Annotated in this window: 26 protein-coding genes and 1 tRNA gene; 15 read left to right on the plus strand and 12 right to left on the minus strand. The window is 69.3% G+C overall.

Annotated features, from left to right (window positions below):
* The 3 genes from IBL25_RS14020 to IBL25_RS14030 form a co-directional block, all read left to right on the plus strand.
* Window positions 1-444: hypothetical protein (locus IBL25_RS14020; RefSeq protein ID WP_202986773.1), on the plus strand; the 444-nt coding region annotated here is incomplete at its 5' end.
* Entirely contained in the window at window positions 441-1,592 is a 1,152-nt protein-coding gene (locus IBL25_RS14025) for a MotA/TolQ/ExbB proton channel family protein (RefSeq protein WP_187779168.1), read from the plus strand. The genes IBL25_RS14020 and IBL25_RS14025, both read left to right, overlap by 4 nt.
* Before the next feature lie 3 nt (window positions 1,593-1,595).
* Window positions 1,596-3,122: a peptidoglycan -binding protein gene (locus IBL25_RS14030; protein WP_187779169.1), complete on the plus strand. Its 1,527-nt coding sequence runs from the start codon at window positions 1,596-1,598 to the stop codon at window positions 3,120-3,122.
* Here the strand turns inward: IBL25_RS14030 and IBL25_RS14035 are convergent.
* Window positions 3,109-4,179: a fatty acid desaturase family protein gene (locus IBL25_RS14035; RefSeq protein ID WP_187779170.1), complete on the minus strand. Its 1,071-nt coding sequence runs from the start codon at window positions 4,177-4,179 to the stop codon at window positions 3,109-3,111. The two genes, IBL25_RS14030 and IBL25_RS14035, sit on opposite strands and share 14 nt — an antisense overlap.
* Before the next feature lie 138 nt (window positions 4,180-4,317).
* Between IBL25_RS14035 and IBL25_RS14040 the strand changes: the two genes are divergently transcribed.
* Window positions 4,318-5,286, plus strand: a complete 969-nt coding sequence (locus tag IBL25_RS14040; RefSeq protein WP_187779171.1) for a 2-hydroxyacid dehydrogenase — start codon at window positions 4,318-4,320, stop codon at window positions 5,284-5,286.
* A gap of 33 nt (window positions 5,287-5,319) precedes the next feature.
* On the opposite strand, the gene IBL25_RS14045 is transcribed toward IBL25_RS14040, so the two are convergent.
* Complete coding sequence (locus IBL25_RS14045) at window positions 5,320-5,652, minus strand: DUF1491 family protein (protein WP_187779172.1); 333 nt, start codon at window positions 5,650-5,652, stop codon at window positions 5,320-5,322.
* A 111-nt stretch (window positions 5,653-5,763) separates the two neighbouring features.
* Between IBL25_RS14045 and IBL25_RS14050 the strand changes: the two genes are divergently transcribed.
* Complete coding sequence (locus tag IBL25_RS14050; protein WP_187779173.1) at window positions 5,764-5,991, plus strand: hypothetical protein; 228 nt, start codon at window positions 5,764-5,766, stop codon at window positions 5,989-5,991.
* A 5-nt stretch (window positions 5,992-5,996) separates the two neighbouring features.
* On the opposite strand, the gene IBL25_RS14055 is transcribed toward IBL25_RS14050, so the two are convergent.
* Complete coding sequence (locus tag IBL25_RS14055) at window positions 5,997-6,521, minus strand: cytochrome b (protein WP_187779174.1); 525 nt, start codon at window positions 6,519-6,521, stop codon at window positions 5,997-5,999.
* Here IBL25_RS14055 and IBL25_RS14060 point away from each other — a divergent pair.
* A complete protein-coding gene (locus tag IBL25_RS14060; protein WP_238940423.1) occupies window positions 6,520-7,488 on the plus strand; it encodes a hypothetical protein in 969 nt (322 codons plus the stop codon). The two genes, IBL25_RS14055 and IBL25_RS14060, sit on opposite strands and share 2 nt — an antisense overlap.
* Here the strand turns inward: IBL25_RS14060 and IBL25_RS14065 are convergent.
* Window positions 7,470-8,453: a ketopantoate reductase family protein gene (locus IBL25_RS14065; RefSeq protein WP_187779175.1), complete on the minus strand. Its 984-nt coding sequence runs from the start codon at window positions 8,451-8,453 to the stop codon at window positions 7,470-7,472. The genes IBL25_RS14060 and IBL25_RS14065 overlap by 19 nt on opposite strands.
* 14 nt (window positions 8,454-8,467) lie before the next feature.
* The gene (locus tag IBL25_RS14070) at window positions 8,468-9,658 is read right to left on the minus strand and encodes a M20 metallopeptidase family protein (protein WP_187779176.1); all 1,191 of its coding nucleotides are present in this window, start codon (window positions 9,656-9,658) and stop codon (window positions 8,468-8,470) included.
* A gap of 426 nt (window positions 9,659-10,084) precedes the next feature.
* Between IBL25_RS14070 and IBL25_RS14075 the strand changes: the two genes are divergently transcribed.
* The 4 genes from IBL25_RS14075 (at window position 10,085) to IBL25_RS14090 (ending at window position 14,412) form a co-directional block, all read left to right on the plus strand.
* Complete coding sequence (locus IBL25_RS14075; protein WP_238940424.1) at window positions 10,085-10,606, plus strand: hypothetical protein; 522 nt, start codon at window positions 10,085-10,087, stop codon at window positions 10,604-10,606.
* Between the two features lie 23 nt (window positions 10,607-10,629).
* Window positions 10,630-12,132, plus strand: coding sequence for a tripartite tricarboxylate transporter permease (locus IBL25_RS14080; RefSeq protein ID WP_187779178.1), 1,503 nt, complete (start codon window positions 10,630-10,632; stop codon window positions 12,130-12,132).
* Window positions 12,133-12,264: 132 nt separating this feature from the next.
* On the plus strand, window positions 12,265-13,701 hold the full coding sequence (locus IBL25_RS14085; protein WP_187779179.1) for a mannose-1-phosphate guanylyltransferase/mannose-6-phosphate isomerase: 1,437 nt from the start codon (window positions 12,265-12,267) through the stop codon (window positions 13,699-13,701).
* Between the two features lie 105 nt (window positions 13,702-13,806).
* Window positions 13,807-14,412 (plus strand): hypothetical protein, encoded by a 606-nt coding sequence (locus IBL25_RS14090; RefSeq protein ID WP_187779180.1) that lies wholly within the window; start codon window positions 13,807-13,809, stop codon window positions 14,410-14,412.
* Here IBL25_RS14090 and gluQRS read toward each other — a convergent pair.
* Window positions 14,363-15,259 carry a tRNA glutamyl-Q(34) synthetase GluQRS gene (gluQRS, locus tag IBL25_RS14095; protein WP_187779181.1) on the minus strand — a complete coding sequence of 299 codons (897 nt, stop codon included), beginning with the start codon at window positions 15,257-15,259 and terminating at the stop codon, window positions 14,363-14,365. The genes IBL25_RS14090 and gluQRS overlap by 50 nt on opposite strands.
* A gap of 54 nt (window positions 15,260-15,313) precedes the next feature.
* Here gluQRS and IBL25_RS14100 point away from each other — a divergent pair, with 54 nt between their 5' ends.
* Together IBL25_RS14100 and IBL25_RS14105 are read left to right on the plus strand one after the other, a co-directional pair.
* Entirely contained in the window at window positions 15,314-15,979 is a 666-nt protein-coding gene (locus IBL25_RS14100; protein WP_187779182.1) for an alpha/beta hydrolase, read from the plus strand.
* A 165-nt stretch (window positions 15,980-16,144) separates the two neighbouring features.
* Entirely contained in the window at window positions 16,145-16,705 is a 561-nt protein-coding gene (locus IBL25_RS14105) for an HNH endonuclease (RefSeq protein ID WP_187779191.1), read from the plus strand.
* A 7-nt stretch (window positions 16,706-16,712) separates the two neighbouring features.
* On the opposite strand, the gene IBL25_RS14110 is transcribed toward IBL25_RS14105, so the two are convergent.
* Genes IBL25_RS14110 through cysE form a run of 3 tightly spaced genes read right to left on the minus strand, consistent with a single transcriptional unit; the run spans window position 16,713 to window position 18,780 of the window.
* Window positions 16,713-17,375 carry a hypothetical protein gene (locus IBL25_RS14110; RefSeq protein WP_187779183.1) on the minus strand — a complete coding sequence of 221 codons (663 nt, stop codon included), beginning with the start codon at window positions 17,373-17,375 and terminating at the stop codon, window positions 16,713-16,715.
* A gap of 58 nt (window positions 17,376-17,433) precedes the next feature.
* The gene (locus IBL25_RS14115; RefSeq protein WP_187779184.1) at window positions 17,434-17,892 is read right to left on the minus strand and encodes a disulfide bond formation protein B; all 459 of its coding nucleotides are present in this window, start codon (window positions 17,890-17,892) and stop codon (window positions 17,434-17,436) included.
* Between the two features lie 51 nt (window positions 17,893-17,943).
* Entirely contained in the window at window positions 17,944-18,780 is an 837-nt protein-coding gene (gene cysE, locus IBL25_RS14120) for a serine O-acetyltransferase (RefSeq protein ID WP_187779185.1), read from the minus strand.
* Between the two features lie 154 nt (window positions 18,781-18,934).
* Between cysE and IBL25_RS14125 the strand changes: the two genes are divergently transcribed.
* Both IBL25_RS14125 and IBL25_RS14130 read left to right on the plus strand, forming a co-directional pair.
* A tRNA-Leu gene (locus IBL25_RS14125) sits at window positions 18,935-19,020 on the plus strand.
* 26 nt (window positions 19,021-19,046) lie between these two features.
* A complete protein-coding gene (locus tag IBL25_RS14130) occupies window positions 19,047-19,379 on the plus strand; it encodes a DMT family transporter (protein ID WP_187779192.1) in 333 nt (110 codons plus the stop codon).
* A 30-nt stretch (window positions 19,380-19,409) separates the two neighbouring features.
* Here IBL25_RS14130 and IBL25_RS14135 read toward each other — a convergent pair whose 3' ends face one another.
* Window positions 19,410-20,831 (minus strand): M20 family metallopeptidase, encoded by a 1,422-nt coding sequence (locus IBL25_RS14135; protein WP_187779186.1) that lies wholly within the window; start codon window positions 20,829-20,831, stop codon window positions 19,410-19,412.
* A 159-nt stretch (window positions 20,832-20,990) separates the two neighbouring features.
* Here IBL25_RS14135 and IBL25_RS14140 point away from each other — a divergent pair, with 159 nt between their 5' ends.
* Window positions 20,991-21,467 carry an HAD family hydrolase gene (locus IBL25_RS14140; RefSeq protein WP_187779187.1) on the plus strand — a complete coding sequence of 159 codons (477 nt, stop codon included), beginning with the start codon at window positions 20,991-20,993 and terminating at the stop codon, window positions 21,465-21,467.
* A 6-nt stretch (window positions 21,468-21,473) separates the two neighbouring features.
* Here IBL25_RS14140 and IBL25_RS14145 read toward each other — a convergent pair whose 3' ends face one another.
* Together IBL25_RS14145 and mdoH are read right to left on the minus strand one after the other, a co-directional pair.
* On the minus strand, window positions 21,474-21,845 hold the full coding sequence (locus IBL25_RS14145; RefSeq protein ID WP_187779188.1) for a hypothetical protein: 372 nt from the start codon (window positions 21,843-21,845) through the stop codon (window positions 21,474-21,476).
* Window positions 21,846-21,854: 9 nt separating this feature from the next.
* Window positions 21,855-23,902, minus strand: a 2,048-nt coding sequence (gene mdoH / locus IBL25_RS14150; RefSeq protein WP_187779189.1) for a glucans biosynthesis glucosyltransferase MdoH, incomplete at its 5' end; no start/stop codon positions are given.

Below are 23,902 nucleotides of genomic sequence, written 5' to 3' on the forward strand. Positions count from 1 at the left end.
CAGCCGCCGGACCTGACCCAGCCGCCGCGCCCCGCGACTCCGCCGGCGCGCCTGCCGCTGGTGGCCCTGCCCCCCAGCATGCGCAACCTGCCCGATGGCGGCTGGCGCATTGAGGGCCCGCCCGCCACCGGCCGCATAGACCCGGCCACCACCAATACCCTGGCCGAGATAGCAAGGCGCCTTTCCACCGTCCCTGGCCGCGTCACGATCGTGGCGCAGGTGGCCGGCCCGGCCGAGGATATCTCGGTGGCCCGCCGTGCCGCCCTGGCCAATGCCCAGGAGATCCGCCGCGCGCTGGAAGCCGGCGGGTTGCCCGGCACGCGCATCGACCTACGCCCCATCGGCCGCACCGCGGCGGCGCAGGACGCGGTGGAACTGCTGCCGCCAGGCGTGCCCAGCCCCAGCCTCACCGCCCAAAGCCAACAGGCCGCCCCCCCGAAATGACACGCCCCAACCGCTACCTGCTGCGGATGCTGGTCTTCCTGCTGGCCGTTCTCGTGCTGGCGGCGGTGCTCTCGGGCGAGTTGATCCACGCCTTCTCGGCCAACCCGGTGCTGAATGCCGTCATCCTGGCGGTGCTGCTGCTGGGCATCGTCTGGAACATCCGGCAGGTGGTGAGCCTGAATCCCGAGGTCGCCTGGCTGGAAGGCTTCCGCGAGCCGCGCCCCGGCGCCCCGGCCCGCCCGGCGCCGCGCCTGCTGGGCCCGATGGCCTCGATGTTCGCCACCAAGCGGGGGGACCGGCTTTCCCTCTCGGCGCCCGCGATGCGGAGCGTGCTGGATGGCATCGCTTCCCGCCTGGATGAAAGCCGGGAACTCTCGCGCTACGTCACCGGCCTTTCCATCTTCCTGGGCCTGCTGGGCACCTTCTGGGGGCTGATCCTGACCATCGGCTCGGTGGCGGAAGTGATTTCCTCCATGTCGGTCGGCTCGGGCGACGTGAACCAGCTCTTCAACCAGCTTAAAAGCGGGCTGACCCAGCCGCTGCGAGGCATGGGGGTGGCCTTCTCCTCCTCCATGCTCGGCCTCGCGGGCGCGCTGGTGCTGGGCTTCCTCGACCTGACGGCCGGGCAGGCGCAAACCCGCTTCTACAACGAGTTGGAGGAATGGCTGGCGGGCGTCACCCGCCTGTCCTCCGGCGTGCTGGGGGATGTGGGCGGCGAGACCGGCGGCGGCTCCGTGCCCGCCTATGTCCAGGCGCTGCTGGAACAGACCGCCGAGAACCTGGAGAACCTCCAGCGCATCATCACCCGTGGCGAGGAAGGCCGCGCCGCCTCCGCCCAGGCGCTGGTGACGCTGACGGAGCGGCTCTCCATCCTGGCCGACCAGATGCGCGCCAGCCAGGTGCTGATGCAGCGCGTGGCCGATGGGCAGTCCGCCCTGGCCCCCACCCTCACCCGGCTGGCCGAGGTGCAGTCGCACGGCGCGCTGGATGAGGCCTCGCGCGGGCATCTACGCAATGTGGAACTCTATCTGGCTCGTTTGCTGGAGGATGTGTCCCAGGGCCGCGCCCAGGCCACGGCCGAGATCCGCGGCGAGATCAAGATCCTGGCCCGCACCATCGCGGCCCTGGCCGACGAAGGCCCGCGCTGAGCCATGGCCCTGCGCCGCAACAGGGAGGGGCTGAACGCCTGGCCCGGCTATGTGGACGCCCTGTCCACCCTGCTGATGGTGCTGATTTTTGTGTTGCTGGTCTTCGTGCTGGCGCAGGGCTTTCTCTCCGTTGCCCTTTCCTCGCGCGACCAGGCGCTGGACCGGCTGAACCGGCAGGTGGCGGAACTGGCCGACCTGCTGGCGCTGGAGCGAAATTCCGGCGAGGAGCTGCGCGGCCGCCTGTCCCGCATGACCGAGGAATTGCGCACCGCCGCCGGCGCCCGCGATGCCGCGCTGGCGCAGCTCGGCAGCCTGCGGGACGAGCGGGACCGCCAGAGTGCCGAGCGCGATGCCACCCGCGCCGGCCGGGACCGGCTGGCCGCGCGGCTGGCGGATCTGGAGGCTTCCTCGCGCGGGGCCGGCGAGCGTATCACCAGCCTGGAGGAACGGCTGGCCGAAGCGCTCTCCCGCGCGGAGGCACGCGGGGGCGAGGCCGCTTCCTCCGTGCGCGAGCTGACCGAGGCCCGCCGCCAGTTGGCCGGCGAGCGGGAGGCCCTGGCAACGGCCCGCCAGCAACTGGCGGAGCAGCAGGCCCGCGCTGGCAGTGCCGAGACGGCGCGCGACCGCACCGCCGCTGACCTCGCCGCCGCCCGCGCCGAACTGGACCGCATGCGGCAGGCCATGGCGGAACTGGACCGCACGGTGCAGGCCGACCGCGCCACCATCGCCGCCAAGCTTTCCGACATCGCCCGGCTGGATGAACAGGTCCGTGCCCTGACCGCGCTGCGCGACGAGCTGGAGCAGCGCAGCCAGGCCGCCCTGAACCAATCCGCCACCACCGAGGAAGCCCGCCGCAAGGCCGAGGAAGAAGCCGCCGGCCATGCCCGCCTGGCCGAGAGCGCCCGCGCCCAGATCGCGCTGCTGACGCAGCAGGTGACGGAGCTGCGGGCCGAGCTGTCCCGCATCGCAGCCCTGTTGGATGCGGAGGAAGCCGCCGGCCGCGACAAGGACGCCCAGATCGGCGCCCTGGGGCAGCGGCTGAATGCTGCCCTGGCGGCGCGGGTGGAGGAATTGCAGCGCTACCGCAGCGACTTCTTCGGCCGGCTGCGGGACGTGCTGGGCACCCGGCCGGAAGTGCGCATCGTGGGCGACCGCTTCGTCTTCCAGAGCGAGGTGCTCTTCCCAGTGGGCAGCGCCGACCTTTCCCCCACGGGCCGCCAGCAGTTGCGCCAATTGGCCGGCGTGCTGCTGGATGTCAGCGCGCGTTTCCCGGCCGATCTGCCCTGGATTCTGCGCGTGGATGGCCATGCCGACCGCAATCCGCTCAGCGGCAGCGGCCGCTATGCCAGCAACTGGGAGCTTTCGGCGGCGCGCGCCATCGCCGTGGCGCAGTTGCTGATCGGCGAAGGGCTGCCGGCCAACCACGTGGCCGCCGCCGCCTTCGGCGACAACCAGCCGCTGGACCCCGGCGACAGCCCCGAGGCCCTGGCGCGCAACCGCCGGATCGAGCTGCGGCTTACCGACCGGTAGCGGGGGCGATGCCGCCGAAGAGGCGGATCAGCAGCCCGCTCATGCCCCGGTAGTTGGCGCGGTGGAAGGCGGAGGTCATGGGCATCTCCGCCGCCAGCCGCCGGTGCGCCTCGCCCAGCGCGTGGTAGGGCAGGCCCGGCAGCAGGTGATGCAGCGCGTGGTAGCGCAGGCCCACCGGCGCCCAGAGCGCCGGCAGCAGGCCCGGCGGCGGCACATTGACGCTGTCCAGGTACTGCGCGGCGATGCTGATGGGCTCGCCCTCGTTTTCCCAGAGATGCGCCACCAGGGTGCGAAGCTGGTTCAGCATCGCAACGCCGGAGGTGACCAGCAGAAAGGTGACAAAGGCCCCCGTGGCCAGGAAGCCGATGGCGATCAGTGCCCAGGCCCAGAGGCAGGCGGCTGTTTCCCAGCGCAGCCAGTCCTGCCGCACCTTGCCTTCCGGCGGCTTGCGGCGGAAGGCAGGGTCGATGGCCAGGGCGGAATAGCGTTCCACCACCACCCGCCGCAGCGGCGGCGCCAGGGCGGAAAGCGGCGCCAGAACGGCGTAGCGCAGCAGCAGCGCCACCGGCGCCAGGGCGGAAGCCAACAGGAAGAGCGCCACGGTCCAGGGCTTCATCAGCGCGAGCGGCAGGTATTCCGGGTCCTCGGCCGTGCCATAGCGGGTGCGGGCATGGTGCAGGTTGTGCACGCCCTCATACATGAAGGAGGGCACCAGCATCGGCACGCCCACCAGCAGGTTCCAGCCGGTGCGGAAGCCGGGCACGGCGCCGGGCTTCAGATGCGTCAGCTCATGGATGAAGCTGAGCGCCCGGTAGAGCGCCAGCACAGAAACCAACCCCGCCGCCAGCTTCAGCCCCAACGGCGCCGCCAGGATGGCCAGCGCCAGCGCGCCGTAGCCGATGCCGGTGGAGAGCAGCAGATCCGCCCAGTAAACCCCAGGCCGGGCGGTGCCGAGGTCGCGCGTCAGCTTGGCGGCGGCGCGGATGAGCTGGTCGTCATCCGGCACCGGGGCGGCCTTGGGGCGGTCCATCGCCGCATCCTGCGTCAGGGTTTGCATGGCCGGACACTCCTTCAGCGCGGGGGATGGCGTCAATATTTCACCCCGCGCGACAAGCCAGCCATGTTGATGCGTTGCGCGGCAATTTAGCGCGGACAGGGCATTTTCGGCTGTCTCGTTACGGATTATGCCTGTGACATGAGCGAAAAGATCATCGTCCTCGACCCGATCACGCCCTCCACCGCCGAGCGGATGCGGGCGTTGTTGCCCCCTGGCCTGACGCTGGACCACGCTAAGACCCGCGACTACGCGGAGCTAAAAGCGCTGGTGGCCGAGGCGGATTACATCGTCTCCGGCCAGATCCCGGTGGATGCCGAGCTGCTGGCCGCCGCCGGCAAGGCCAAGCTGCTCCACAAGTGGGGCGTGGGCGTCGACAATTTCGACCTGGAAGCCGCCAAGGCGCAGGGCGTGACCGTTGCCCGCACCACGGGCAGCAATGCGGTGCCGGTGGCGGAATTCGCGGTCGGGCTGATGATCGCGCTGCTGCGCAACCTGGCCTTCGGCCATGCCACCCTGCGCGAGAACGGCGCCTGGCGCACCACCACCCTGCCCAAGGAAAGCCTGATGATCTCGGGCAAGACCGTTGGCATCATCGGCTATGGCGCCATCGGGCAGAATGTGGCGCGGATGGTGAAGGCCTTCGGCTGCCCCGTGCTCTACAACAAGACCCGCCCGCTGAGCGCCGAGGAAGAGGCCGCCCAGGGCGTGCGCTTCGCCACCGTGCCGGAGATCCTGGCGCAGTGCGACATCGTCTCCCTCCATTGCCCGATGACGCCGCAGACCAAGGGCATGATCGACCGCAAGGCCCTGCAGTCCATGAAGCCCAAGGCCGTGCTGATCAACTGCGCCCGGGGCGGCGTGGTGATCGAGAGCGACCTGGTGGAGGCGCTGAAGGCCAAGGAAATCCTGGGCGCCGCCACCGATGTCTATGAGACCGAGCCGGTGCCTGCCGACCACCCGCTGCTGAAGCTGGATAACGCCGTGGTCACGCCGCATATTGCGGCCATGGCGGCGGATAACTTCGCCAGCACCATCAATCAGATGTGGGGCAATATCCACGCCGTGGCCCAGGGCGGCCGGGTGGCGGAGAACGACTTCGTCTGCTGAGCGGCCGGGCGCGGGCTCCGGCCCGCGCCTGCCTTAGATTAGCCGCGCCTCGAAGGGCGGCACGAAATCCGGCGCCTCGAACTCGATGACCCAGAGATCGGGGTCGCGCGCCGTCTGGCGGGCGACATAGGCATCGGCATCCGGCTCCGGCACCGGGTCCTTGCCGGTGCCGCGCAGCCAGGCGGGGCGGCCCTCCGCGTCCCGCGTCTGGGCCAGCACCACGCAACCTTCCCGCCCCCGCAGCACGCAAAGGATGCCGCCCGCATCCTCGTCCCCCTTCCGCAGCACCATGGCGGGGCGCCCGGCCATGTCCGCCCTGCGGATGGCCATGCTGGCCCAGAGGCCAGCCTTCAGTCTTGGTTCCATGCGCGCCAGGGAAGGCTGGCACCAGCCGATGCGCAAGCCCCTTGATGCGGCGGGCCACAGCGGGCATCTGGCGGGTGCGGCACCAACTGGCCGCGCAGGGACCGATCATCGATGGCCAAGACGAGCGACACCACCGCCCCCCGCATGAGCGAGGGCCAGCGCGCCTATGAAGCCAAGCGCGCCGCCAAGGCCGGCAAGACGCTGGAGCAGTGGCTGAAGCTGAAGGCGCAGGAGCGCGAGGCCCTGCTGGCCGCCGCTGCCAAGGCCGCCCCCTCGGCCGAGCCGAAGAAGCAGGGCTTCTTCGCCCGCCTGATGGAAAAGGCCACCAAGCCGCTCTGAGCCGTCTAGAGCATCCGCCGCAACAGCCCGTCGCGGCGGATCAGCCCGTGCCAGACCAGCGCGGCGCCGGCATGCAGCAGCACCAGCAGGCCGAGCGTCAGGGCCACCCAGCCGTGCAAGCTGGTCAGGGCGGGGGCGATGGTCGTGTTCTTCCCGATCAGCACCGGCAGCGGCAGGATACCGAAGAGGCTGGGCGGAAAGCCCCAGGCCGTGGTGGCCAGCATGCCCAGCACCGGCTGCACCAACAGCAGCAGGTAGAGCGCCGCGTGGTTCGCCAGGGCTATGCGGTCCAGGATGGCGGGCTGCACCGGCCCACCAGGGGGCGGCGGGTGGCGCCAGCGCCAGAAAAGGCGAAACAACGTCAGCGGCAGCAGCAGGAAGCCCAGGCTTTCATGCCACATGTAGAGCCGCAGCTTCAGCGCCTCGTCATCCGGCGGTGCCCATCCCAGCCACAGGCCCAATGGCGCGAGGCTCAGCAGCAGCGCCACCGTCAGCCAGTGCAGCAGGCGGGCCGTGCGGGTGTAGCGCATGGCTGAACCCTCCCTGATCGCGGCGCATGCCGACTGGAGCGTCGATCCCGGCAAGCGCTGGGTCAGCATCGCCTTCTGCCAGGATGGTCTCTGGCATGCCGAGGCTCCCGCGCCGGTAGGCGATCCTAGCACATTGGTGCGCCGGTTGCTGGAACACGGTGCGCCGCTGCTGCTCGGGCTCGACCTGCCGCTGGGCCTGCCGCGCGCCTATGCCGCCGGGCGAGGTGAAGCCGGTTTCCTGCCCTTCCTGCGCGGGCTGGCGGACGCCCCGGATTTCTTTCGCGTCGCCGCCGGGCTGGAGGAGGTTTCGATCCACCGCCCCTTCTATCCGGCGCGCGGCACCAAGGGCATGACGCGCGCGGCGCATGCGGCGGCTCTGGGCATGGCGGGCGCGGCGGGGCTCTCCCGCCTCTGCGACCTTGCCACCAGCGAGCGCCCAGCCGGCGCGCCGCTGTTCTGGACGCTAGGCGCCAACCAGACCGGCAAGGCGGCCATCAGCGCCTGGCGGGACTGGCTTTCCCCTGCGCTGGCCTCCGCCGCGCCTTACCGCCTTTGGCCCTTCGAGGGGATGGTGCGGGATCTGCTGGCACCGGGCGTCGCGGTGCTGGCGGAAACCTATCCGGCCGAGGCGATGCGGCATCTTGGCGTGAAGCTCATCGGCAGCAAGCGGGCGCGGGAAGCGCGGCTGGCCGCCGCCCCTTCCCTGCACATGGCCATGGCGCGCCTCGGCGTGCGGCCCGGCGCGGCACTGGAACAGGCGATGGAGAACGGCTTCGGCACGGATGCGGTGGCCGAGGACCGGTTCGACAGCCTGCTCGGGTTGCTCTGCGTGGTCGGCGTGCTGTCAGGGACGCGGCCGGATGTGGTGCCGGAGGACCCCTGGGTGCGGCATTGGGAAGGCTGGGTGCTGGGGCAGGCCGCGATCCCGGCCCACCCCGCGCCCATTCCCTACGCGGCGGGCTTGTAGAGCCCGGCCTCGGTCGCCTGCTGCACCGCCAGCGCGACGGCGAGGTCCAGCACCGGCGTCTCCACCCCCGCCATGCGGGCCATCTCCAGCGGCACGCGGAACATGGCGGCGACTTCCATCGGCCGCCCCAGTTCCAGGTCCTGCAGGATCGAGGCCTTGTGGTTGGAGCGGCTGATGGAGGCCACGCGCTTCTCCACGTCCAGATTCACGTCATGGCCCAGCGCCCGGGCGATGGCGTTACACTCCTGTAGGGCGCGCACCATGGCCGTGCGCACCACCGGGTCCCGCGCCGCGCCGCCGGAACCCATGCGGGAGAGGATGGCGAAGGGCCCGAAGGCGAGGTTCATGGCCAGCTTGGTCCAGATCTCGCCACGGATGTCCTGCGTCACCTCGCCGCCCATGCCGCCCTTCTTCAGAACTTCGGCAATAGCCTCGGCGCGCGGGCTGGCGCTGCCGTCGGGCTCGCCCAGCACCACGCGGTTGGTCGCGTTCTCCACGAAGATATGGCCGGGCTGCTTCACGGTGCAGGCGGAATAGACCACGCCGCCCAGTGTCCGCTCCACGCCTACCGCCTTGCGGATGGCCTCGCCGGGGTCGATCTCCGGCAGGCGGCGGCCATCCAGCGCACCACCATGGCGGTCGAAATACCACCAGGGGATGCCGTTCATCACGAAGGCGACGGTGGTATCCGACCCCAGCAGGGGGCCGATCGCCTCCGCGACGCTGGGCAGTGCCGGCGCCTTGACGGTGACGATCACCGCATCCTGCACGCCCAGCTCCTGCGGGCTGCCGACGCGGGGGCGCACCTTGTGCGTGCCGTCCTTCGCCTCGACGGTCAGGCCATCGGCGGCCATGGCGTCGCGGTGGGCGCCGCGTGCCACCACGGAGACATCTGCCCCGCCCAAGGCCAGACGCGTCGCCACATGGCCGCCGATGGCGCCGGCGCCGAATACGCAGATTTTCATTCTATGTCCTGTTCTCAGCCCAGCAGTTGCAGCGCGATGCGCGACAGCGCCTCCACCCCCGCCGGAATGCAGCCCTCGTCAGGCTGATACTTGGCGTTATGCAGCGCATCCTGCCGCCCTGGCGCGGAAGAACCAATACGCAGTTGCAGCGCCGGCACCCGCGTCGCGAAAGCCGAGAAGTCCTCGGAACCCATGCTGGGCTCGCCTTCATCGACGAAGTCCATGCCGAACTGGTCCGCCAGCGCGGCCAGGGCCGGGTCCAGCACGCGGTCGCTGTTGACCAGGGGCGGCACCTTGCGCTGGTAGTCCATCTGCGCCTCGACCCGCATGCCGACGGCGATGCCCTCGGCCAGCCGGCGCAGCGCGGCTTCGGCGGTGTCGCGCGCCTCGGGATGCAGGGTGCGGACCGAACCCTTCAGGTGCACACGCTCAGGGATAATATTATAGGTAGTACCGCCGGTGGATTGGCCGATGGTGACAACCGCCGGTTGCAGCGGCTTGACCTCGCGCGAGACCACTGTCTGCGCCTGCGTCACGAAATGCGCCGCCGCCACGATAGGGTCCACCGCCGCATAGGGGTGCGCCGCATGGCCGGACTTGCCGCGAATGATCAGGTCGAACTTGTCCGCCGCCGCCAGGCAGGCGCCGCGCACGTAGCCGAAGCGGCCGGTGGGCATATCCGGATGGTTGTGGAAGCCCAGCGCCATGTCCACGCCATCCATCACGCCATCGGCGATCATGGCATCGGCGCCTTCGAGCGTTTCCTCGGCGGGCTGGAAGACCAGGGCAACGCGTCCGGCGAAATGCGGCGCCAGATCCTTCAACACCGAAGCAACGCCAAGCAGAGTCACAGTATGGATGTCATGCCCGCAGGCATGCATCTTGCCGTCCACCTGGCTGGCGAAGGGCAGGCCGGTTTCTTCATGGATGGGCAGTGCATCCATGTCAGCACGGATGGCCAACGTCGGACCCGGGCGGCCACCCTCGATGAAGCCCAGCACACCCGTGCGGCCGACACCGGTGCGGTGCTCGATGCCAAGCCGGCCCAGTTCGGCGGCCACGATGCCGCTGGTCCGCACTTCCTCGAAGGCCAGTTCAGGATGCGCGTGGATGTCGCGGCGCAGTTCCACCAAGCGCGACGTCAGCGCCGTGGCAGCCTCCCGGACGCGCCGAGCCGGGTCGTTGATCCGTGTAAAATCATCCATGTGTTGCGATCCTGAGAGGAAGGTTCGAGCAAACTGCGCCAGACGCAACTTTCTTGCTACAACGAGCCGAATGAAGTTCTCTTCATCGTGAGCATGCTTATTGCCGTCTCCCGGCGATGATGACATAGGTGGCCTGCTTCACACGAATGGGGGAGGAGGAAGCCGGGCGGGGGCAACGAGGCCCTGGATTTTGCCGTACACGGCGGGATTGTCATCCGCTCCGAATCACGGCACTCCGCGCCACGCAAAGGGCCAAGGCCTAGTTGCGATGACACGATACTGACTCCCACTCACCTTCTTCAAAGCGCTAGGGCGTGCCTGCCGCACGCGGAGGTTCAAGAAAGGATCGGCATGAAAATCAACGCGAAAGACCTTGCCTCTGGCATCTTTCTGTTAGTGCTAGCGGCTCTCGGCCTTTGGCTGAACATGGACCATACACTGGGCAATGCCCGGCGCATGGGTCCTGGTTACATGCCGATGCTGGTGTTCTGGCTGGAACTGGGCCTGGGCGCCATCGTGTTCATCATGGCCTTCTTCGGCGGCACCGATCCGCTGGAACGGTGGACGAAGATCGACTTCGTCACCCTGGCTCTGGCTCTCGGCGGCGGCCTGGTGGCCTACCCGCTCCTGAACGCCGTGCCGGCGCTGTCCAACAACTGGTACGCGCTGGGCATTGCCATCACCATCGGCCTGTTCATCCTGGCCATCAGCCCGGGCTGGCGCGTGCTGGCACTGGTGCTGGCCGGCATGAACATCTTCGGTGTGCTGCTGGACGCGGGCGGGCTCTTCCTCGCCATCGCCGTCATGGTCGTCGTGGCGGCCTTCGCGGACAAGCAGCATCGCCCGCTGGGCGTCGCTGCCTGCGTCGTCTTCCTGATCGCGCTGTGCTGGTGGGTGTTTATCTACGAACTCGACATCCGCGTGAATATCTGGCCGACCTTCTTCTGAGCCGCCAAGGGTAGGGACGACCAATGGATCTCCTCTTCAGTAACCTCGCGCACGGCTTCGGCGTCGCGATGAGCTTCGACAACCTGCTCTTCGCCCTGTTGGGCGCGCTGATCGGCACCGCGATCGGCGTGCTGCCGGGCATCGGACCGGTTGCCACTATCTCGCTGCTGCTGCCGATCACCTTCGGCCAGCCGGCGACCACCGCCATCATCATGCTCGCCGGCATCTATTACGGCGCGCAGTATGGCGGCTCGACCACGGCCATCCTGCTGAACCTCCCAGGCGAGGTCTCCTCCGTCGTCACGACGCTGGAAGGATACAAGATGGCCCGCAACGGCCGCGCGGGCGCCGCGCTGACCATCGCGGCCGTCGGCTCCTTCTTCGCCGGCTCAGTCGCCACCGTCCTGGTCGCGGCCTCCGGCCCGCTGCTGACGGAAGTGGCGCTGTCCTTCGGCCCAGCGGACTACTTCTCGCTCATGTTGCTCGGCCTCATCATCTCGGCCGTGCTGGCGCAGGGCTCCGTGGTGAAGTCGGTGGCCATGGTGGTGCTGGGCGTGGCGCTGGGCCTGGTGGGCACGGACGTGCAGACCGGCCAGCAGCGCTTCACCTTCGGCGTGCCGGAACTGTCGGACGGCCTGAACTTCGCGGCCATGGCTATGGGTGTCTTCGGCATCGCCGAGATCATCCTGAACCTGGAGAAGCCGGAAGTCCGCAGCGTGCTGACCTCCAAGGTCGGCAGCCTCTTCCTGACCAGGGAAGAAGTGAAGCGCGCGACGCCTTCCGTCCTCCGCGGCACCGTGATCGGCTCCGTGCTCGGCATCCTGCCTGGCGGCGGCGCCTCCCTCGCCTCCTTCGGCTCCTATATGATGGAGCGGAAGATGTCGAAGGGCCGGAACGAGTTCGGCAACGGCGCCATCGAAGGCGTGGCCGGCCCCGAGGCGGCCAACAACGCCGCGGCGCAGACCTCCTTCATCCCGCTGCTGACCCTGGGCATCCCCTCCAACGCCGTGATGGCGCTGATGGTGGGCGCGCTGATCATCCAGGGCATCCAGCCCGGTCCGCGCATGGTCGAGGCCCAGCCCGACCTGTTCTGGGGCCTGATCTGCTCCATGTGGATCGGCAACCTGATGCTGCTGGTCATCAACCTGCCGCTGATCGGCATGTGGGTGAAGCTGCTGCAGGTTCCCTACAAGTACATGTACCCGGCGATCCTGACCTTCTGCGCGATCGGCGTGTACTCGATTAACAACAACGTGTTCGACGTCTATTCCACCGTCTTCTTCGGCATCCTCGGCTATGTCTTCAACAAGCTGAAGATGGAGCCGGCGCCCCTTCTGGTGGGCTTCGTGCTGGGCCCGATGATGGAGGAGCATCTGCGCCGCGCCATGCTGCTCTCCCGCGGCAGCCCGACGGTGTTCATCGAGCGCCCGATCAGCGCCGTGCTGCTGGTCATCTGCGCCCTCGCCCTGGGCCTGATGCTGCTGCCCGGCCTGCGCAAGAAGAAGGAAGCCGCGATGGCCGGCTAACCGCCGCCCGCCGCAGCGACCTCCGGCAGCCGCCGGCGAGCCGCCCCGGACATCTGTCCGGGGCGGCTTTTCTTTGTGGCCCACGCTCCTTATGCTTGGCCGCCGCGTCTTCAATAGGATCAGACGAACAAGATGGTCGAAGCCAACTCTCAGCGGATCGTGCCGGTCGTTCTGTCTGGCGGCACCGGTAGTCGGCTGTGGCCTTTGTCCCGTGAAGGATACCCGAAGCAGTTCTGGCCCCTGGTTTCGGCGGATACGACCATGCTGCAGGACACCGTGGCCCGGGCCATGGGCAGCGGGTTCAGCGCACCCATCATCGTCTGCAACCAGGCTCACCGCTTCATGGTGGCCGAGCAGTTGCAGGCGGCTGGGGTGGCCAAGCCGACCATCGTGCTGGAGCCTGTGGCCCGCAACAGCGCGCCGGCCATCGCCGCCGCCGCCCTGATCGCGCATGAACAGGACCCGGGCGCCGTGCTGTGGCTGATGGCGGCCGATGCCGCCATCTCGGACCGCGCCGCGCTCTCGGCCGCGCTGGACCGTGCCGCCGCCGCCGCCCGCGCCGGGCGGATCGTGGCCTTCGGCATGCAGCCCACCTCGCCCGAGACCGGCTACGGCTATATCGAGACCGGCGAATCGCTGGCGGGGCTGGAAGGCGTCTACAGCATCGCCCGCTTTGTCGAGAAGCCGGATGCCGCCACGGCCGAGGGCTTCCTCAGCGGTGGCAGGCACCTCTGGAACTCCGGCATGTTCGTGGCCACCGCCGCGACCCTGCTGGCGGAGCTGGAGCGGCTGGCCCCGTCGCTGCTGGCCGCCGTGCGCAGCGCCGTGGGCGAGGCGACGCGGGACCTGGACTTCATCCGCCTGGCCTCCGAGCCCTTCGAGCGCGCGCCGGACATCTCCATCGACTATGCCGTGATGGAGAAGACCGCGCATGCCGCCGTGGTACCGGCCTCCATCGGCTGGTCCGATGTGGGCTCCTGGAGCGCGCTGTGGGAAGTCTCGGAACGGGACGCGCAGGGCAATGCCACCACCGGCCCGGTGGAGCTGCTGGATGCCAGGAACTGCTACGTGCGCAGCGAGGGCATCCTGACCGCCGTGGTGGGCCTGGAGGATGTGGTGACCGTGGTGACGGATGACGCTGTGCTGGTGATGCACCGCGACCGTTCCCAGGACGTGAAGACGCTGCTGAGCCAGCTCAAGAAGGCCAAGCGGAAGGAAGCCACGGAGCACCGCCGTGCCTACCGCCCCTGGGGCCATTACGAGGGGCTGATCCAGGGCGACCGCTTCCAGGTGAAGAAGATCTCGGTCAAGCCCGGCCAGAAGCTCTCCTTGCAGAAGCACTTCCACCGGGCCGAGCACTGGGTGGTGGTGAACGGCACCGCGATCGTCGAGCGCGACGCCGAGCGTATCCTGCTGCGCGAGAATGAATCGGTCTATCTGCCGCTGGGCTGCGTCCACCGGATGGAAAACCCGGGCATGATCCCGCTGACGCTGATCGAGGTGCAGTCGGGCTCCTATCTCGGCGAGGACGACATCGTCCGCTTCGAGGATACCTACGGCCGGGCCTGAGTGCCCGGCTTGAGCGGGGCTGTCGCATTCGTGACGGCGGCCCCGCCAGGCCTCCCCTACCCTTCCGCCACCGGTCTGCTAAGGCGCGGGCGGAGGATTATCACCATGAAACAACGAATGATCTGTGCCGCTACCCTGGCGCTGGCGGTGCTCGCCGCCGGCACGGTGCGGGCGGATGAGATCACCGAGGGCCTGGACCGCGCGCGGCAGTTGTACGAGCGCGGCGACATTGGCGGCGCGGTAACCGAGACGAATTTCGCGCTGAATGCGCTGCACCAGAAACGCAGCGCCCTCTACAGCGCCCTCTTCCCACCCGCCCCCACCGGCTGGACGCTGGAGGAAAGCGACGACGACGGCGCCGGCAGCGCCCTGGCGGCGCAGATGCTGGGCGGCGGCGTGATGGTGGAGCGCAGCTATACCCGGGGCGACGACAACAGCATCAAGGCCACCGTCATCGTGGACAGCCCGATGATCCAGGCCCTGGCTTCCATGGTGAACAACCCGGCCATGCTGGGCAGCGGGGCGAAGCGGGTGCGGATCGGCAGTGACAATGCCGTGCTGCAACGTGACGGCGAGGATGCCGACCTGACGCTGGCGCGCGGCAATGTCGCCATCAAGCTCGAAGGCACCGGCATCAAGGACGTCGAGATCCTGACACAGATCATGAAGGGCTTCGACCTGGCGAAGCTGGCGAACCCGCAGGGGAAGTAGCCGCGCCCAGCGCCATGGCCCGCACCGCCTCCGGGCTCTGCCCCACCTCGCGCAGCGCCGCCAGAGTGGGTGCATTGTCGCGCTTGGACAGGCGCTTGCCATCCGGCCCCAGCAGCAGCGGGTGGTGGCGGTAGCGCGGGGCCGGCCAGTCCAGCAGCGCCTGCAACAGCCGGTGCAGGTCGGTGGCCGGCAGCAGGTCCTCGGCCCGTGTCACCAGCGTCACGCCCTGCAACGCGTCGTCATGCGTGACGCAGAGGTGGTAGGAGGCCGGGATATCCTTGCGCGCCAGCACCACGTCGCCGAAGCGGGCGGGGTCGCAGCGCAGCCGCCCCCGGCCTGCCTCCTCGAAGAACAGCGGGCCATCCAGCCGGGCCAGCGCCGCCGCCATGTCCAGCCGCAGGGCATAGGGCTGGCCAGCGGCGATGCGTGCCGCGCGCTCCCGCTGCGAAAGGCGCCGGCAGGTGCCGGGGTAGAGCAGCCCATCCGGCCCATGCGGCGCGTGACCGATGGCCGCGACCTCCCGCGCGATATCGGCGCGGGTGCAGAAGCAGGGATAGAGCAGGCCCATTCCTTCCAGCCGGTCCAGCACCGCGCGGTAGTCCGGCAGGTGGCGGGACTGGATGCGCGGTTCGCCATCCCAGTCCAGGCCCAGCCAGCGCAGGTCCTCCAGGATGCCTTCGGTATATTCCGGGCGGCAGCGGACGGGGTCGATATCCTCGATCCGCAGCAGGAAGCGCCCGCCCGCCTCCCGCGCCGCCTGCCAGCCCAGCAGCGCGGAATGGGCATGCCCCAGGTGCAGCCGCCCGGTGGGGCTCGGGGCGAAGCGGGTTACGACGGTTGCGGCCATGCCTGATCGCGCGTAGCGGAGAGCCCCGCACCACAGCAAGAGGAAGGGCAGCGGATGGCCAGGATCACCGGACCGAAATGGGGCCCCAGGGATGGCGGCGCGCCGAAGATGATCGTCTTCCTGCTGCATGGCCTGGGTGCCGACGGCAATGACCTGATCGACCTGGCGCCCTCTTGGGGCAACACGGTGCCGGATGCCGTCTTCCTGGCCCCCCACGCGCCGGAGCCGTATGACGATGCGCCCATCGGCCGGCAATGGTTCAGCCTGACCGACCGCTCGGCCCCGGCACGGCTGGCCGGCGCGCAGGTGGCGCGGCCGGCGCTGGATGCCATGATCGACGAGGCCTGCGCCACCTATGGCCTGCCAGCCTCCGCCGTGGTGCTGATGGGCTTCAGCCAGGGCGCGATGATGGCGCTCTATACCGGCCTGCGGCGGGCGGAACCGGTGGCCGGCATCATGGCCTATTCCGGCATGCTGATCGGCGCCGAGACCCTGGCGGAAGAGGTGGTCAGCCGCCCGCCGGTGCTGCTGGTGCATGGGGAAGTGGACGAGGTGGTGCCCGCCGCCGCCAGCCGGCAGGCCGAATCGGCGCTGCGGGCGGCGGGGGTGCCGGTGGAATCCACCTTCTCCCCCAGGCTTGGCCACGGCATCGACGATGCCAGCCTCTCCATCGGCGCGCTTTTCCTGCAACGGGCGGCGGCGGGAATCCCCGGCGCGTGACAGCGCCATGAAACCGGCGAGGCCCGATATTGCACGGGCCTCGCCGACCTGCCATGAATTTGCATACACCGACGGCGCCACGACATCTGGGGCTCGTCCGTTCGGTTCAGCCCCAGAGCTTGAGGCGCGCGGCCTGAAAAGGAGCAGCGCTTGCCTGACGGGTTGATGTCCGCGGGGAGCCAAGGGTTCCCTGCCCTGGTGCTGAACGCGGATTTTCGTCCGCTGTCGTACTATCCGCTGTCGTTATGGTCCTGGCAGGACGCGGTGAAGGCCGTGTATCTCGACCGCGTCTCGGTGCTGTCGGAATACGAGACCGAGGTCCGCTCCCCCAGCCAGATCATCCGCCTGCCGAGCGTCATCGCGCTGAAGGAATACATCCCTTCCGCCCGGCGCCCGGCCTTCACCCGCTTCAACGTCTTCCTGCGGGACCGCTTCTCCTGCGTCTATTGCGGGGAGGAGATGCCGACCCACGATCTGACCTTCGACCATGTCATCCCCCGCTCCCGCGGCGGGCGGACGAGCTGGGAGAATGTCGTGACCGCCTGTGGCCCCTGCAATCTGCGCAAGGGCAACAAGCTGCCACGAGAGATCAAGATGTTCCCGCGCCAGGAGCCGCGCCAGCCGACGAGCTGGGAGTTGCAGGAAAACGGCCGCGCCTTCCCGCCCCATAGCCTGCACCAGAGCTGGCGGGACTATCTTTACTGGGATAGCGAGCTGGAAGGCTGAGGGCGGGTCACAGCCGGAAGATCCGGGTGCTGTCCGGTGCCTCGTCCGGCGCGGCGGCGGGGGGTGGCGGCGCTTCCGTGCCACGCAGCACGCGCGTCACCTGAAGCGCGAAGCTGACCAGGAAGAGCCGCGCGACATCCGCCTGTTCCGCCCCGTGCCGCGTGAAAAGACCGACCGAGACCAGGCCGCCTTCCACGCCGGTGGTGCAGCTCATCATGCGCGTGACGGGCGTGTTTCCGCCCGGGGCCTGCAGCCGCAGGTCCGAGCAGCGCAGCTCCCGCGGGCGCCCGGGGGCACCAACGCCGAAATCCGGCACGCGGGTCAGCCCGCCGCCGCCGGCCCCCGCCTGGGCGGCTAGCGCCAGCAGGTTGGTGACATCCCGCACCGCTGGCGAATCCGGCCCATCCGGCAGCGGCGGCACCTGCGGCGGGCCGATCAGCACCTGCGCCATGGAGCCGGAGGCACGATGCACGTAACGGGCCCGCCAAGTGTGGTTGGGCTCCGTCCCCCTGGGATTGGGGATGGATTCCTGCAGCTCGAAGCCATCCAGCGACTGTGGCAGGCGGGCCACCACGGTGAGCAGCGCCGGGTCCGGCCCGGCGGGCGGGGTGGCGCAGGCCGCCAACAGCGACAGGGTCAGGCCAGCGGCGACGCGGGGCAGGAAGCGCATGGCCCCATCCTCGCATGGGCGGAGGCCGGGCGTCAGCCCTGTGCCGGTGCCGCTTCGTTCACCTCCAGCGGCGCGCGCCCCAGAGCGCGAAGCCACCCAGGCCCAGGGCATAGATGAGGTTCATCCCCGCCATCGAGATCGGCAGGCCCGGCACCAGATAAGTGGGATCGTCACAGGGTTTGGCCGGGCGCGGGGTGAGGCTGGCCATCATCTCCTCCACGCTCTGGCCGGCGCTGGCGCTGGGCGCCAGGCAGCCCGGCAGCGGCGAGGGCCACCACTTCGCCTCCACCCCCAGATGCACCACCGCGAAAGCGCCGGAAGCCAGGATGGCGAGGCCTGCCAGCGCCAGCATCAGCCGGCGCGGCAGAAGATAGGCCAGCAGTGCCAGCACCGCTGCCACCCAGTAGGGCCAGCGCTGCCAGAGGCAGAGCAGGCAAGGGTTCAGCCCGCCCCAGCGTTCCGTGGCCATGGCGAGGAGCGGCGCGGCGGCAGCCAGCAGGGCGATCAGCAGAGGCATGGCCGTCTTGTCGCGCCGGATTCGTGGGCCAGCAAGTGACGAAGGGTAATCTCAGACGCTGTCCAATGTCTGGTCCATGGCACGGGACGGCTCGGCACAGCCTGCCTCCCCCACCACCTTGGCCGGCACTCCCGCCACGGTGGAGCCCGAGGGCACCGGCTTCAGCACCACCGAGCCGGAGGCGACGCGGGCGCAGCAGCCGACCTCGATATTGCCCAGCACCTTGGCCCCCGCGCCGATCAGCACGCCATGCCGGATCTTGGGGTGCCGGTCGCCGCTTTCCTTGCCGGTGCCGCCCAGCGTCACGCCTTGCAGAATGGAGACATCGTCCTCCACCACCGCCGTCTCGCCCACCACCAGCCCCGTGGCATGATCCAGGAAGATACCCTTGCCGATGCGCACGCCGGGATGGATGTCCGTCTGGAACACGACGGAGGAGCGGGATTGCAGCCAAAGTGCGAAATCGCGCCGCCCTTCGTTCCAGAGGTGATGCGCCAGCCGGTGCGCGGCCAGGGCATGGAAACCCTTATAATAGAGCAGCGGCTCCATCGCCCGGAGGGTGGCCGGGTCGCGGTCCACCACGGCCATGATGTCCGCCCGCACCGCCAGCGCCAGCGCCGGCTGTTCGGTCAACACGCGTTCCAGGCTGCGGCGCAGCAGGGTGGCAGGCAGGTCGGAATGGTCCATCCGGTCCGCCACGCGGCTGGCCAGGGCCGATTCCAGCGTCTCGTGCTGCAACAGCGCCGCGTGCATGAAGCCCGCCAGTTCCGGCTCCCGCCGCGCCGCGTCCTCGGCTTCCCGGCGGATGCGGGACCAGACAGGGTCCAGCCCCGCCATGCCGGAGGCCGGGATATCGAGGGCGGGACGGTGGGTGGCGTGCTGGGTCATCGTGGCAGCCTCTCGGGCGGGTCGGGCATATATGGCCCGGCGGAGGGTCGTTTTCAGCATAACACGCGGCCCCAGCGGCGCCATGCAACGTGTTTCGATAGCAGAGGCTCTTGAAATCGGCCCCAAAGGCTGGGAGAAGAGCGCCACGCACCGTGCGGGTGTGGTGGAATGGTAGACGCGGCGGACTCAAAATCCGCTTCTGGTGACAGAGTGTCGGTTCGAGTCCGACCACCCGCACCAAATTTCCTCCGAACAGGTGGCTTGTGCTGCGGACTTATCTGCCGCTGCTGGCGGCGATCGTGCTGGAGGTCATCGCCACCTCCGCGCTACAGGCCTCGCAGCAATTCACCCGGCCATGGCCGACGCTGCTGATGGCGCTGGGCTACCTGGGTGCCTTCTTCTTCCTCTCCCTGGCCCTGCGCGGCATTCCGGTCGGCGTCGCCTACGCGATCTGGAGCGGCCTCGGCATCGTGCTGATCTCCGCGGTGGGCTGGGTCGGCTTCGGGCAGAAGCTGGACCTGCCCGCGATCTTCGGCCTCGGGCTGATCCTGGCCGGAGTGCTGGTGGTGAACCTTTTCTCCAACAGCGCCCGCCATTGAAAAAGGGGGCCGAGGCCCCCCTTCCCGTCCTCAGTTCTTGCCCATATGGATGGGCGGCGTCAGGTCGTCAGGCAGCGGGCAGACATACGGGTCGGCGGCGGTGCGCTCGGCCAGGTCGGCCTTGGCGGCCTCGATCAGCTTCGGGTCGCGCAGCGCATCCACCGCCACGCCGGCCATGATCTTGGCCACATGCACCATGCCCTTATGCGCCAGCGGGGACTTGCCCTGCGCCGTGAGCTGCCAGGAATGCCCCGGCGTGCCGATGGCATAGGTCGCGCCGCGCGCCTGCACCGTCGGCACCACCCAGGAGACATCGCCCACGTCGGTGGAACCCACCATGGCGGCACCCTTGGCTTCCAGCGGAATGATCTGGTCCGCCAGCGGCACGCCGCGCCGCACCGGCACGCCCATGCGCTTGAAGGCGGAGGCGATATCCTCTGGCGTCAGGGTCTTCTGGATCTCGGCGGCGAAGGCACGGTCCTCGTCGTCGAAGGGTGGCGGGCCAAGGCGCTCGATGTTGTTCTGCATCGCGCGCTCCAGCGGGCTATTGCCCAGCAGGTTGGAGACGGCGGAGACAGTCTTGGTGGTGACGGTGGTTTCCGTCATCAGCGCGGCGCCATCGGCGATCTTGCGCACGCGCTCCACCAGGGCGCGCAGGCCCGGCAGGTCGGTGGCGCGGATCAGGTAGCGCACGGTGGCCTTGCCCTGCACGACGTTGGGCGCAATGCCGCCGGCATCCAGATAGGCGTAATGGATGCGCGCGTCGCTCGGCATATGTTCGCGCATGTAGTTGACGCCGACATTCATCAGCTCGATGGCATCGAGGGCCGAGCGGCCCAGATGCGGCGCGGCGGCGGCATGGCTGCTGCGGCCGGTGAAGGTGAAGTCGATGCGGGTATTGGCCAGCGAATTGGCCTCGTTCACCGCCGCGAAGGGCGCCGGGTGCCAGGAGATGGCGATGTCCACATCCTTGAAGGCACCGTCCCGCACCATGAAGGCCTTGGCGGCACCGCCTTCCTCGGCCGGGCAGCCGTAGTAGCGCACACGGCCCTTGATGCCGTTCTTCTCCAGGTAGTCCTTCACCGCCGTGGCGGCCAGCATGGCGCCGGCGCCCAGCAGGTTATGGCCGCAGCCATGGCCGTGGCCATCGCCCGGCAGCGGGCGGTGCTCGGCCACGCCGGCTTCCTGGCTCAGGCCGGGCAGCGCGTCGTATTCGCCGAGAATGGCGATGACGGGGCCGTCCTCGCCCGCCTCGCCCATGATGGCGGTGGGAATGCCGGCCACATTCTCGGTGATGCGGAAGCCATGCGCTTCCAGCGTCTTCTTGTGCTCGGCCACCGAGCGATGCTCGTTATAGGCCAGTTCGGGCATACCCCAGACGGTGTCGCTGAGCTCGATGAAAGGCTGCTGGCGGTCGTCGACGAGACGCCAGATTTCTTCGGTGTTCTGCATGGGGCACTCCTTGGACCGGCGGCGGCGACAGGGGCCGCCCGACTGGTGCCAAAACTTGCGCCTGAAGCCCCAGCTTGTCGAGCCACCCGCCCGCCGCCTCATCCCATGGCCGGGACGATGCGTTATGCCCCGGCAAGATGGATGGAAGGCCCACATGGGATGATGAAGCTGTTCCTCGACCTTGATGGTGTCCTGGCCGATTTCGACAGTGGCGTGCGGCAGGTAACCGGCCGGCGGCCGGAGGAGCTGCCGCTGAAGACCATGTGGGGCGCGCTGGCCAAGGCGCCGAAATTCTTCGAGACGCTGGAATTCATGCATGATGCCGAGGTGCTGTGGAAATTCTGCGCGCCGCACCACCCCACCATTCTGACCGGCCTGCCGTTGGGCAGTTGGGCGCCGGCGCAGAAGACGCGCTGGGTGGCGCGGATGCTGGGGGCGCATGTGCCGGTCATCACCTGCATGAGCCGCGACAAGCCGCGCTGGTCCGGCCCCGGGCATGTGCTGGTGGATGACCGCGCTTCCGCCCGCGAGGGCTGGGAAAGGAAGGGCGGCACCTTCATCCACCATGTCTCGGCGGAGGAATCCATCGCGGCCCTGCGCCGCCTCGGCTTCACCGGAGAGATGGTGCCGGGCTGAGCCGCTTCAGCGGAACTGCTGCGGCGAAAGGCGGATGCGGTGGCGCTCCACCGGCTTCCAGCCGTGCCGGCGGATCACCTGATTGCTTTCCACCGGCTTGCGCCCCTCGGCCAGGGACCAGGTGAGATGGTAGGTGGAGCCATCGGGCCGGTCTGTGGTGCCGCCGATCTCCACCACCAGCGCCTGCACCCCGGCGCCGTCATCGGCCATGCCGACCACTTCGGCCTCGGTGGCGGGCGGCAGGGTTGGGCGGGACCGCAGGCCCGCCTGAAGCGTCACATGGTCCGCCACCACCCGGCCATAGGCGGGAGGGAAGGCGCGCAGCAGCGCCGCGCGGTCCTCCTTGTCCAGCATCCAGCCGACGATATGGCCGGGCATGGCCTTTCCCTACCCCGCTCCGGCCAGGGCTGTGAGGCGCGACAGGCCGCGGGCATCCGCCAGCACCGCGGCGAGTTCCGCGCGGTTCAGGCCGCGCAGGGCTTCCTCCAGCGATTCCGCTTCCTCCGCCTTGGCCAGCCCCACCAGCAGCGTGGCATCGAAGGGGTCCTGGCGCGGGCGGCGCGGCGCCGGCAGCATGCGCCGGTGCGCCTCCAGCAGCGCCGGCTCATGGAACAAGGCCTGCGGCCCGGGCAGCGCCGGCACTTCCTCCCGCTGCCGGCGGAAGGCGACAGCATCGGTCAGCACCTTCGGTGTCTCGCTTTCTTCCGGCACCAGCAGCAGGCCGAGGCGGCGCAGGCCCAGGCCCAGGTCGCGCCGCGCCGTCAGGGAGGCCAGCGGAATGGCCAGCGCGAGGCCCAGCACCACCGGCGACATCCAGAGCGCCAGGTAGGGCGAGACCAGCCAGGCCACCGCGCCAAAGGCCAGGCCGAAGGCGGTATGCCGCCAATAGAGCTTCACCACCTGGCTGAAGGGCATGGAGCCATCGTCGCGCCGCTGCGCCGACCAGCCGGAATCCCGGCCCATAAGGATGGAGAAGACATCCAGCGACTGCGTCAGCATCGTCACCGGCGCCAGCAGGCCGGCGATCACCGTCTCCAGCAGCATGGAGATCAGGGTGCGGATGGCGCCGCCGCAGCCGCGCCGGTCCCGCGCGTGAAAGAGCAGCGCGATCCAGGCCATCAGCTTGGGTGCCAGCAGCAGCGCCATGGTGCCGATGAACAGCCACATGGCGCGCACCGGATCGACCGTCGGCCATTCCGGGAAAAGGCTGGGCCCCGCTGGGAAGTATTCCGGCCGGATGAAGCGCGCCTGCAGGGAGAGCAGGATGCCCGCGAAAAGAAAGACCAGCCAGATCGGCGCCGTGATGTAGGAGCCGATGCCCGTCATCAGGTGCAGGCGGCTGACCCAGTGGAGGCCGCGCGTCGGCAGCACCGCCATGTGCTGCAGGTTGCCCTGGCACCAGCGGCGGTCGCGCACCGCGAGGTCCATCAGCGAGGGCGGGCTTTCCTCATAGGAGCCGCGCAGCCAGGGCACCATGTGGATGGCCCAGCCGGCGCGCCGCATCAGCGCCGCCTCGACGAAGTCATGGCTGAGGATATGGCCGCCCCAGGGCTTGCGGCCATGCAGCTCCGGCAGGCCGGCGGCGCTGGCGAAGGCCTCGGTGCGGATGATGGCGTTGTGGCCCCAGTAATTGCCCTCCGCGCCATGCCACCAGGCGATGCCTTCCGCGATCAGAGGGCCGTAAACCCGCCCGGCGAATTGCTGCATGCGGGCAAAGAGCGTGCTGCCGCCGGTGATGATCGGCAGCGTCTGGATCAGGCCGACATCGTCGTGCCGCTCCATGGCATCGGCCAGCCGCATGATGGTATCGGCGGTCATGACGCTGTCGGCATCCAGCACCAGCATCTGCGGATAGGCCCCACCGAAGCGGCGTACCCATTCCGCGATATTGCCTGCCTTGCGCTCGATGTTCTTGGGGCGGCGGCGGTAGAAGATGCGCGCCTCGTCGCCCGTGCGGCGGCGCAGGTCCAGGAAGGCGGCTTCCTCGGCGATCCAGGCGGCGGGGTCGGTGCTGTCGCTGAGGATGAAGATATGGAAGCGGTCCATCGCCCCCGCTTCCGTCAGCGAGGTATGGATGGCCTGCAACCCGGCCATCACCCGGCCGGGGTCCTCGTTATAGGTGGGCATCAGCAGCGCGGTGATGCCGCGCGGCATGGGCGGCGGCCCTTCGGCCTCAATGCCCAGGCGCCTGTCCGGCCCCAGCAGCAGCCGCACGAAGCCGCAGCAGGCGCTGACGAAGGAGAGCGCGATCCAGGCGAAGAGCACCACGAAGAGCACCAGCACGATGCCTTCCAGCACCGTGGGCTTGCCGCTGTTCAGCACCAGCGACATCTCGCGCGCCGCGAAGAGGGTCAGCAGGATGGCGAGGCCCACCACCAGCAGGCGCCGCAGCCAGCTGGCCGCGGGGCGCGAGGGCAGCCCGCCGGGCCGCCGCG

Source organism: Pseudoroseomonas ludipueritiae, assembly GCF_014490445.1.
GTDB lineage: Bacteria > Pseudomonadota > Alphaproteobacteria > Acetobacterales > Acetobacteraceae > Pseudoroseomonas > Pseudoroseomonas ludipueritiae.

Bases quoted from the DNA above. Each gene is read 5' to 3' on its own strand.
- IBL25_RS14025 (WP_187779168.1), top strand. From the start codon at position 441: ATGACACGCCCCAACCGCTACCTGCTGCGGATGCTGGTCTTCCTGCTG.
- IBL25_RS14030 (WP_187779169.1), top strand. From the start codon at position 1,596: ATGGCCCTGCGCCGCAACAGGGAGGGGCTGAACGCCTGGCCCGGCTAT.
- IBL25_RS14035 (WP_187779170.1), bottom strand. From the start codon at position 4,179: ATGCAAACCCTGACGCAGGATGCGGCGATGGACCGCCCCAAGGCCGCC.
- IBL25_RS14040 (WP_187779171.1), top strand. From the start codon at position 4,318: ATGAGCGAAAAGATCATCGTCCTCGACCCGATCACGCCCTCCACCGCC.
- IBL25_RS14045 (WP_187779172.1), bottom strand. From the start codon at position 5,652: ATGGAACCAAGACTGAAGGCTGGCCTCTGGGCCAGCATGGCCATCCGC.
- IBL25_RS14050 (WP_187779173.1), top strand. From the start codon at position 5,764: ATGGCCAAGACGAGCGACACCACCGCCCCCCGCATGAGCGAGGGCCAG.
- IBL25_RS14060 (WP_238940423.1), top strand. From the start codon at position 6,520: ATGGCTGAACCCTCCCTGATCGCGGCGCATGCCGACTGGAGCGTCGAT.
- IBL25_RS14055 (WP_187779174.1), bottom strand. From the start codon at position 6,521: ATGCGCTACACCCGCACGGCCCGCCTGCTGCACTGGCTGACGGTGGCG.
- IBL25_RS14065 (WP_187779175.1), bottom strand. From the start codon at position 8,453: ATGAAAATCTGCGTATTCGGCGCCGGCGCCATCGGCGGCCATGTGGCG.
- IBL25_RS14070 (WP_187779176.1), bottom strand. From the start codon at position 9,658: ATGGATGATTTTACACGGATCAACGACCCGGCTCGGCGCGTCCGGGAG.
- IBL25_RS14075 (WP_238940424.1), top strand. From the start codon at position 10,085: ATGGACCATACACTGGGCAATGCCCGGCGCATGGGTCCTGGTTACATG.
- IBL25_RS14080 (WP_187779178.1), top strand. From the start codon at position 10,630: ATGGATCTCCTCTTCAGTAACCTCGCGCACGGCTTCGGCGTCGCGATG.
- IBL25_RS14085 (WP_187779179.1), top strand. From the start codon at position 12,265: ATGGTCGAAGCCAACTCTCAGCGGATCGTGCCGGTCGTTCTGTCTGGC.
- IBL25_RS14090 (WP_187779180.1), top strand. From the start codon at position 13,807: ATGAAACAACGAATGATCTGTGCCGCTACCCTGGCGCTGGCGGTGCTC.
- gluQRS (WP_187779181.1), bottom strand. From the start codon at position 15,259: ATGGCCGCAACCGTCGTAACCCGCTTCGCCCCGAGCCCCACCGGGCGG.
- IBL25_RS14100 (WP_187779182.1), top strand. From the start codon at position 15,314: ATGGCCAGGATCACCGGACCGAAATGGGGCCCCAGGGATGGCGGCGCG.
- IBL25_RS14105 (WP_187779191.1), top strand. From the start codon at position 16,145: ATGTCCGCGGGGAGCCAAGGGTTCCCTGCCCTGGTGCTGAACGCGGAT.
- IBL25_RS14110 (WP_187779183.1), bottom strand. From the start codon at position 17,375: ATGCGCTTCCTGCCCCGCGTCGCCGCTGGCCTGACCCTGTCGCTGTTG.
- IBL25_RS14115 (WP_187779184.1), bottom strand. From the start codon at position 17,892: ATGCCTCTGCTGATCGCCCTGCTGGCTGCCGCCGCGCCGCTCCTCGCC.
- cysE (WP_187779185.1), bottom strand. From the start codon at position 18,780: ATGACCCAGCACGCCACCCACCGTCCCGCCCTCGATATCCCGGCCTCC.
- IBL25_RS14135 (WP_187779186.1), bottom strand. From the start codon at position 20,831: ATGCAGAACACCGAAGAAATCTGGCGTCTCGTCGACGACCGCCAGCAG.
- IBL25_RS14140 (WP_187779187.1), top strand. From the start codon at position 20,991: ATGATGAAGCTGTTCCTCGACCTTGATGGTGTCCTGGCCGATTTCGAC.
- IBL25_RS14145 (WP_187779188.1), bottom strand. From the start codon at position 21,845: ATGCCCGGCCATATCGTCGGCTGGATGCTGGACAAGGAGGACCGCGCG.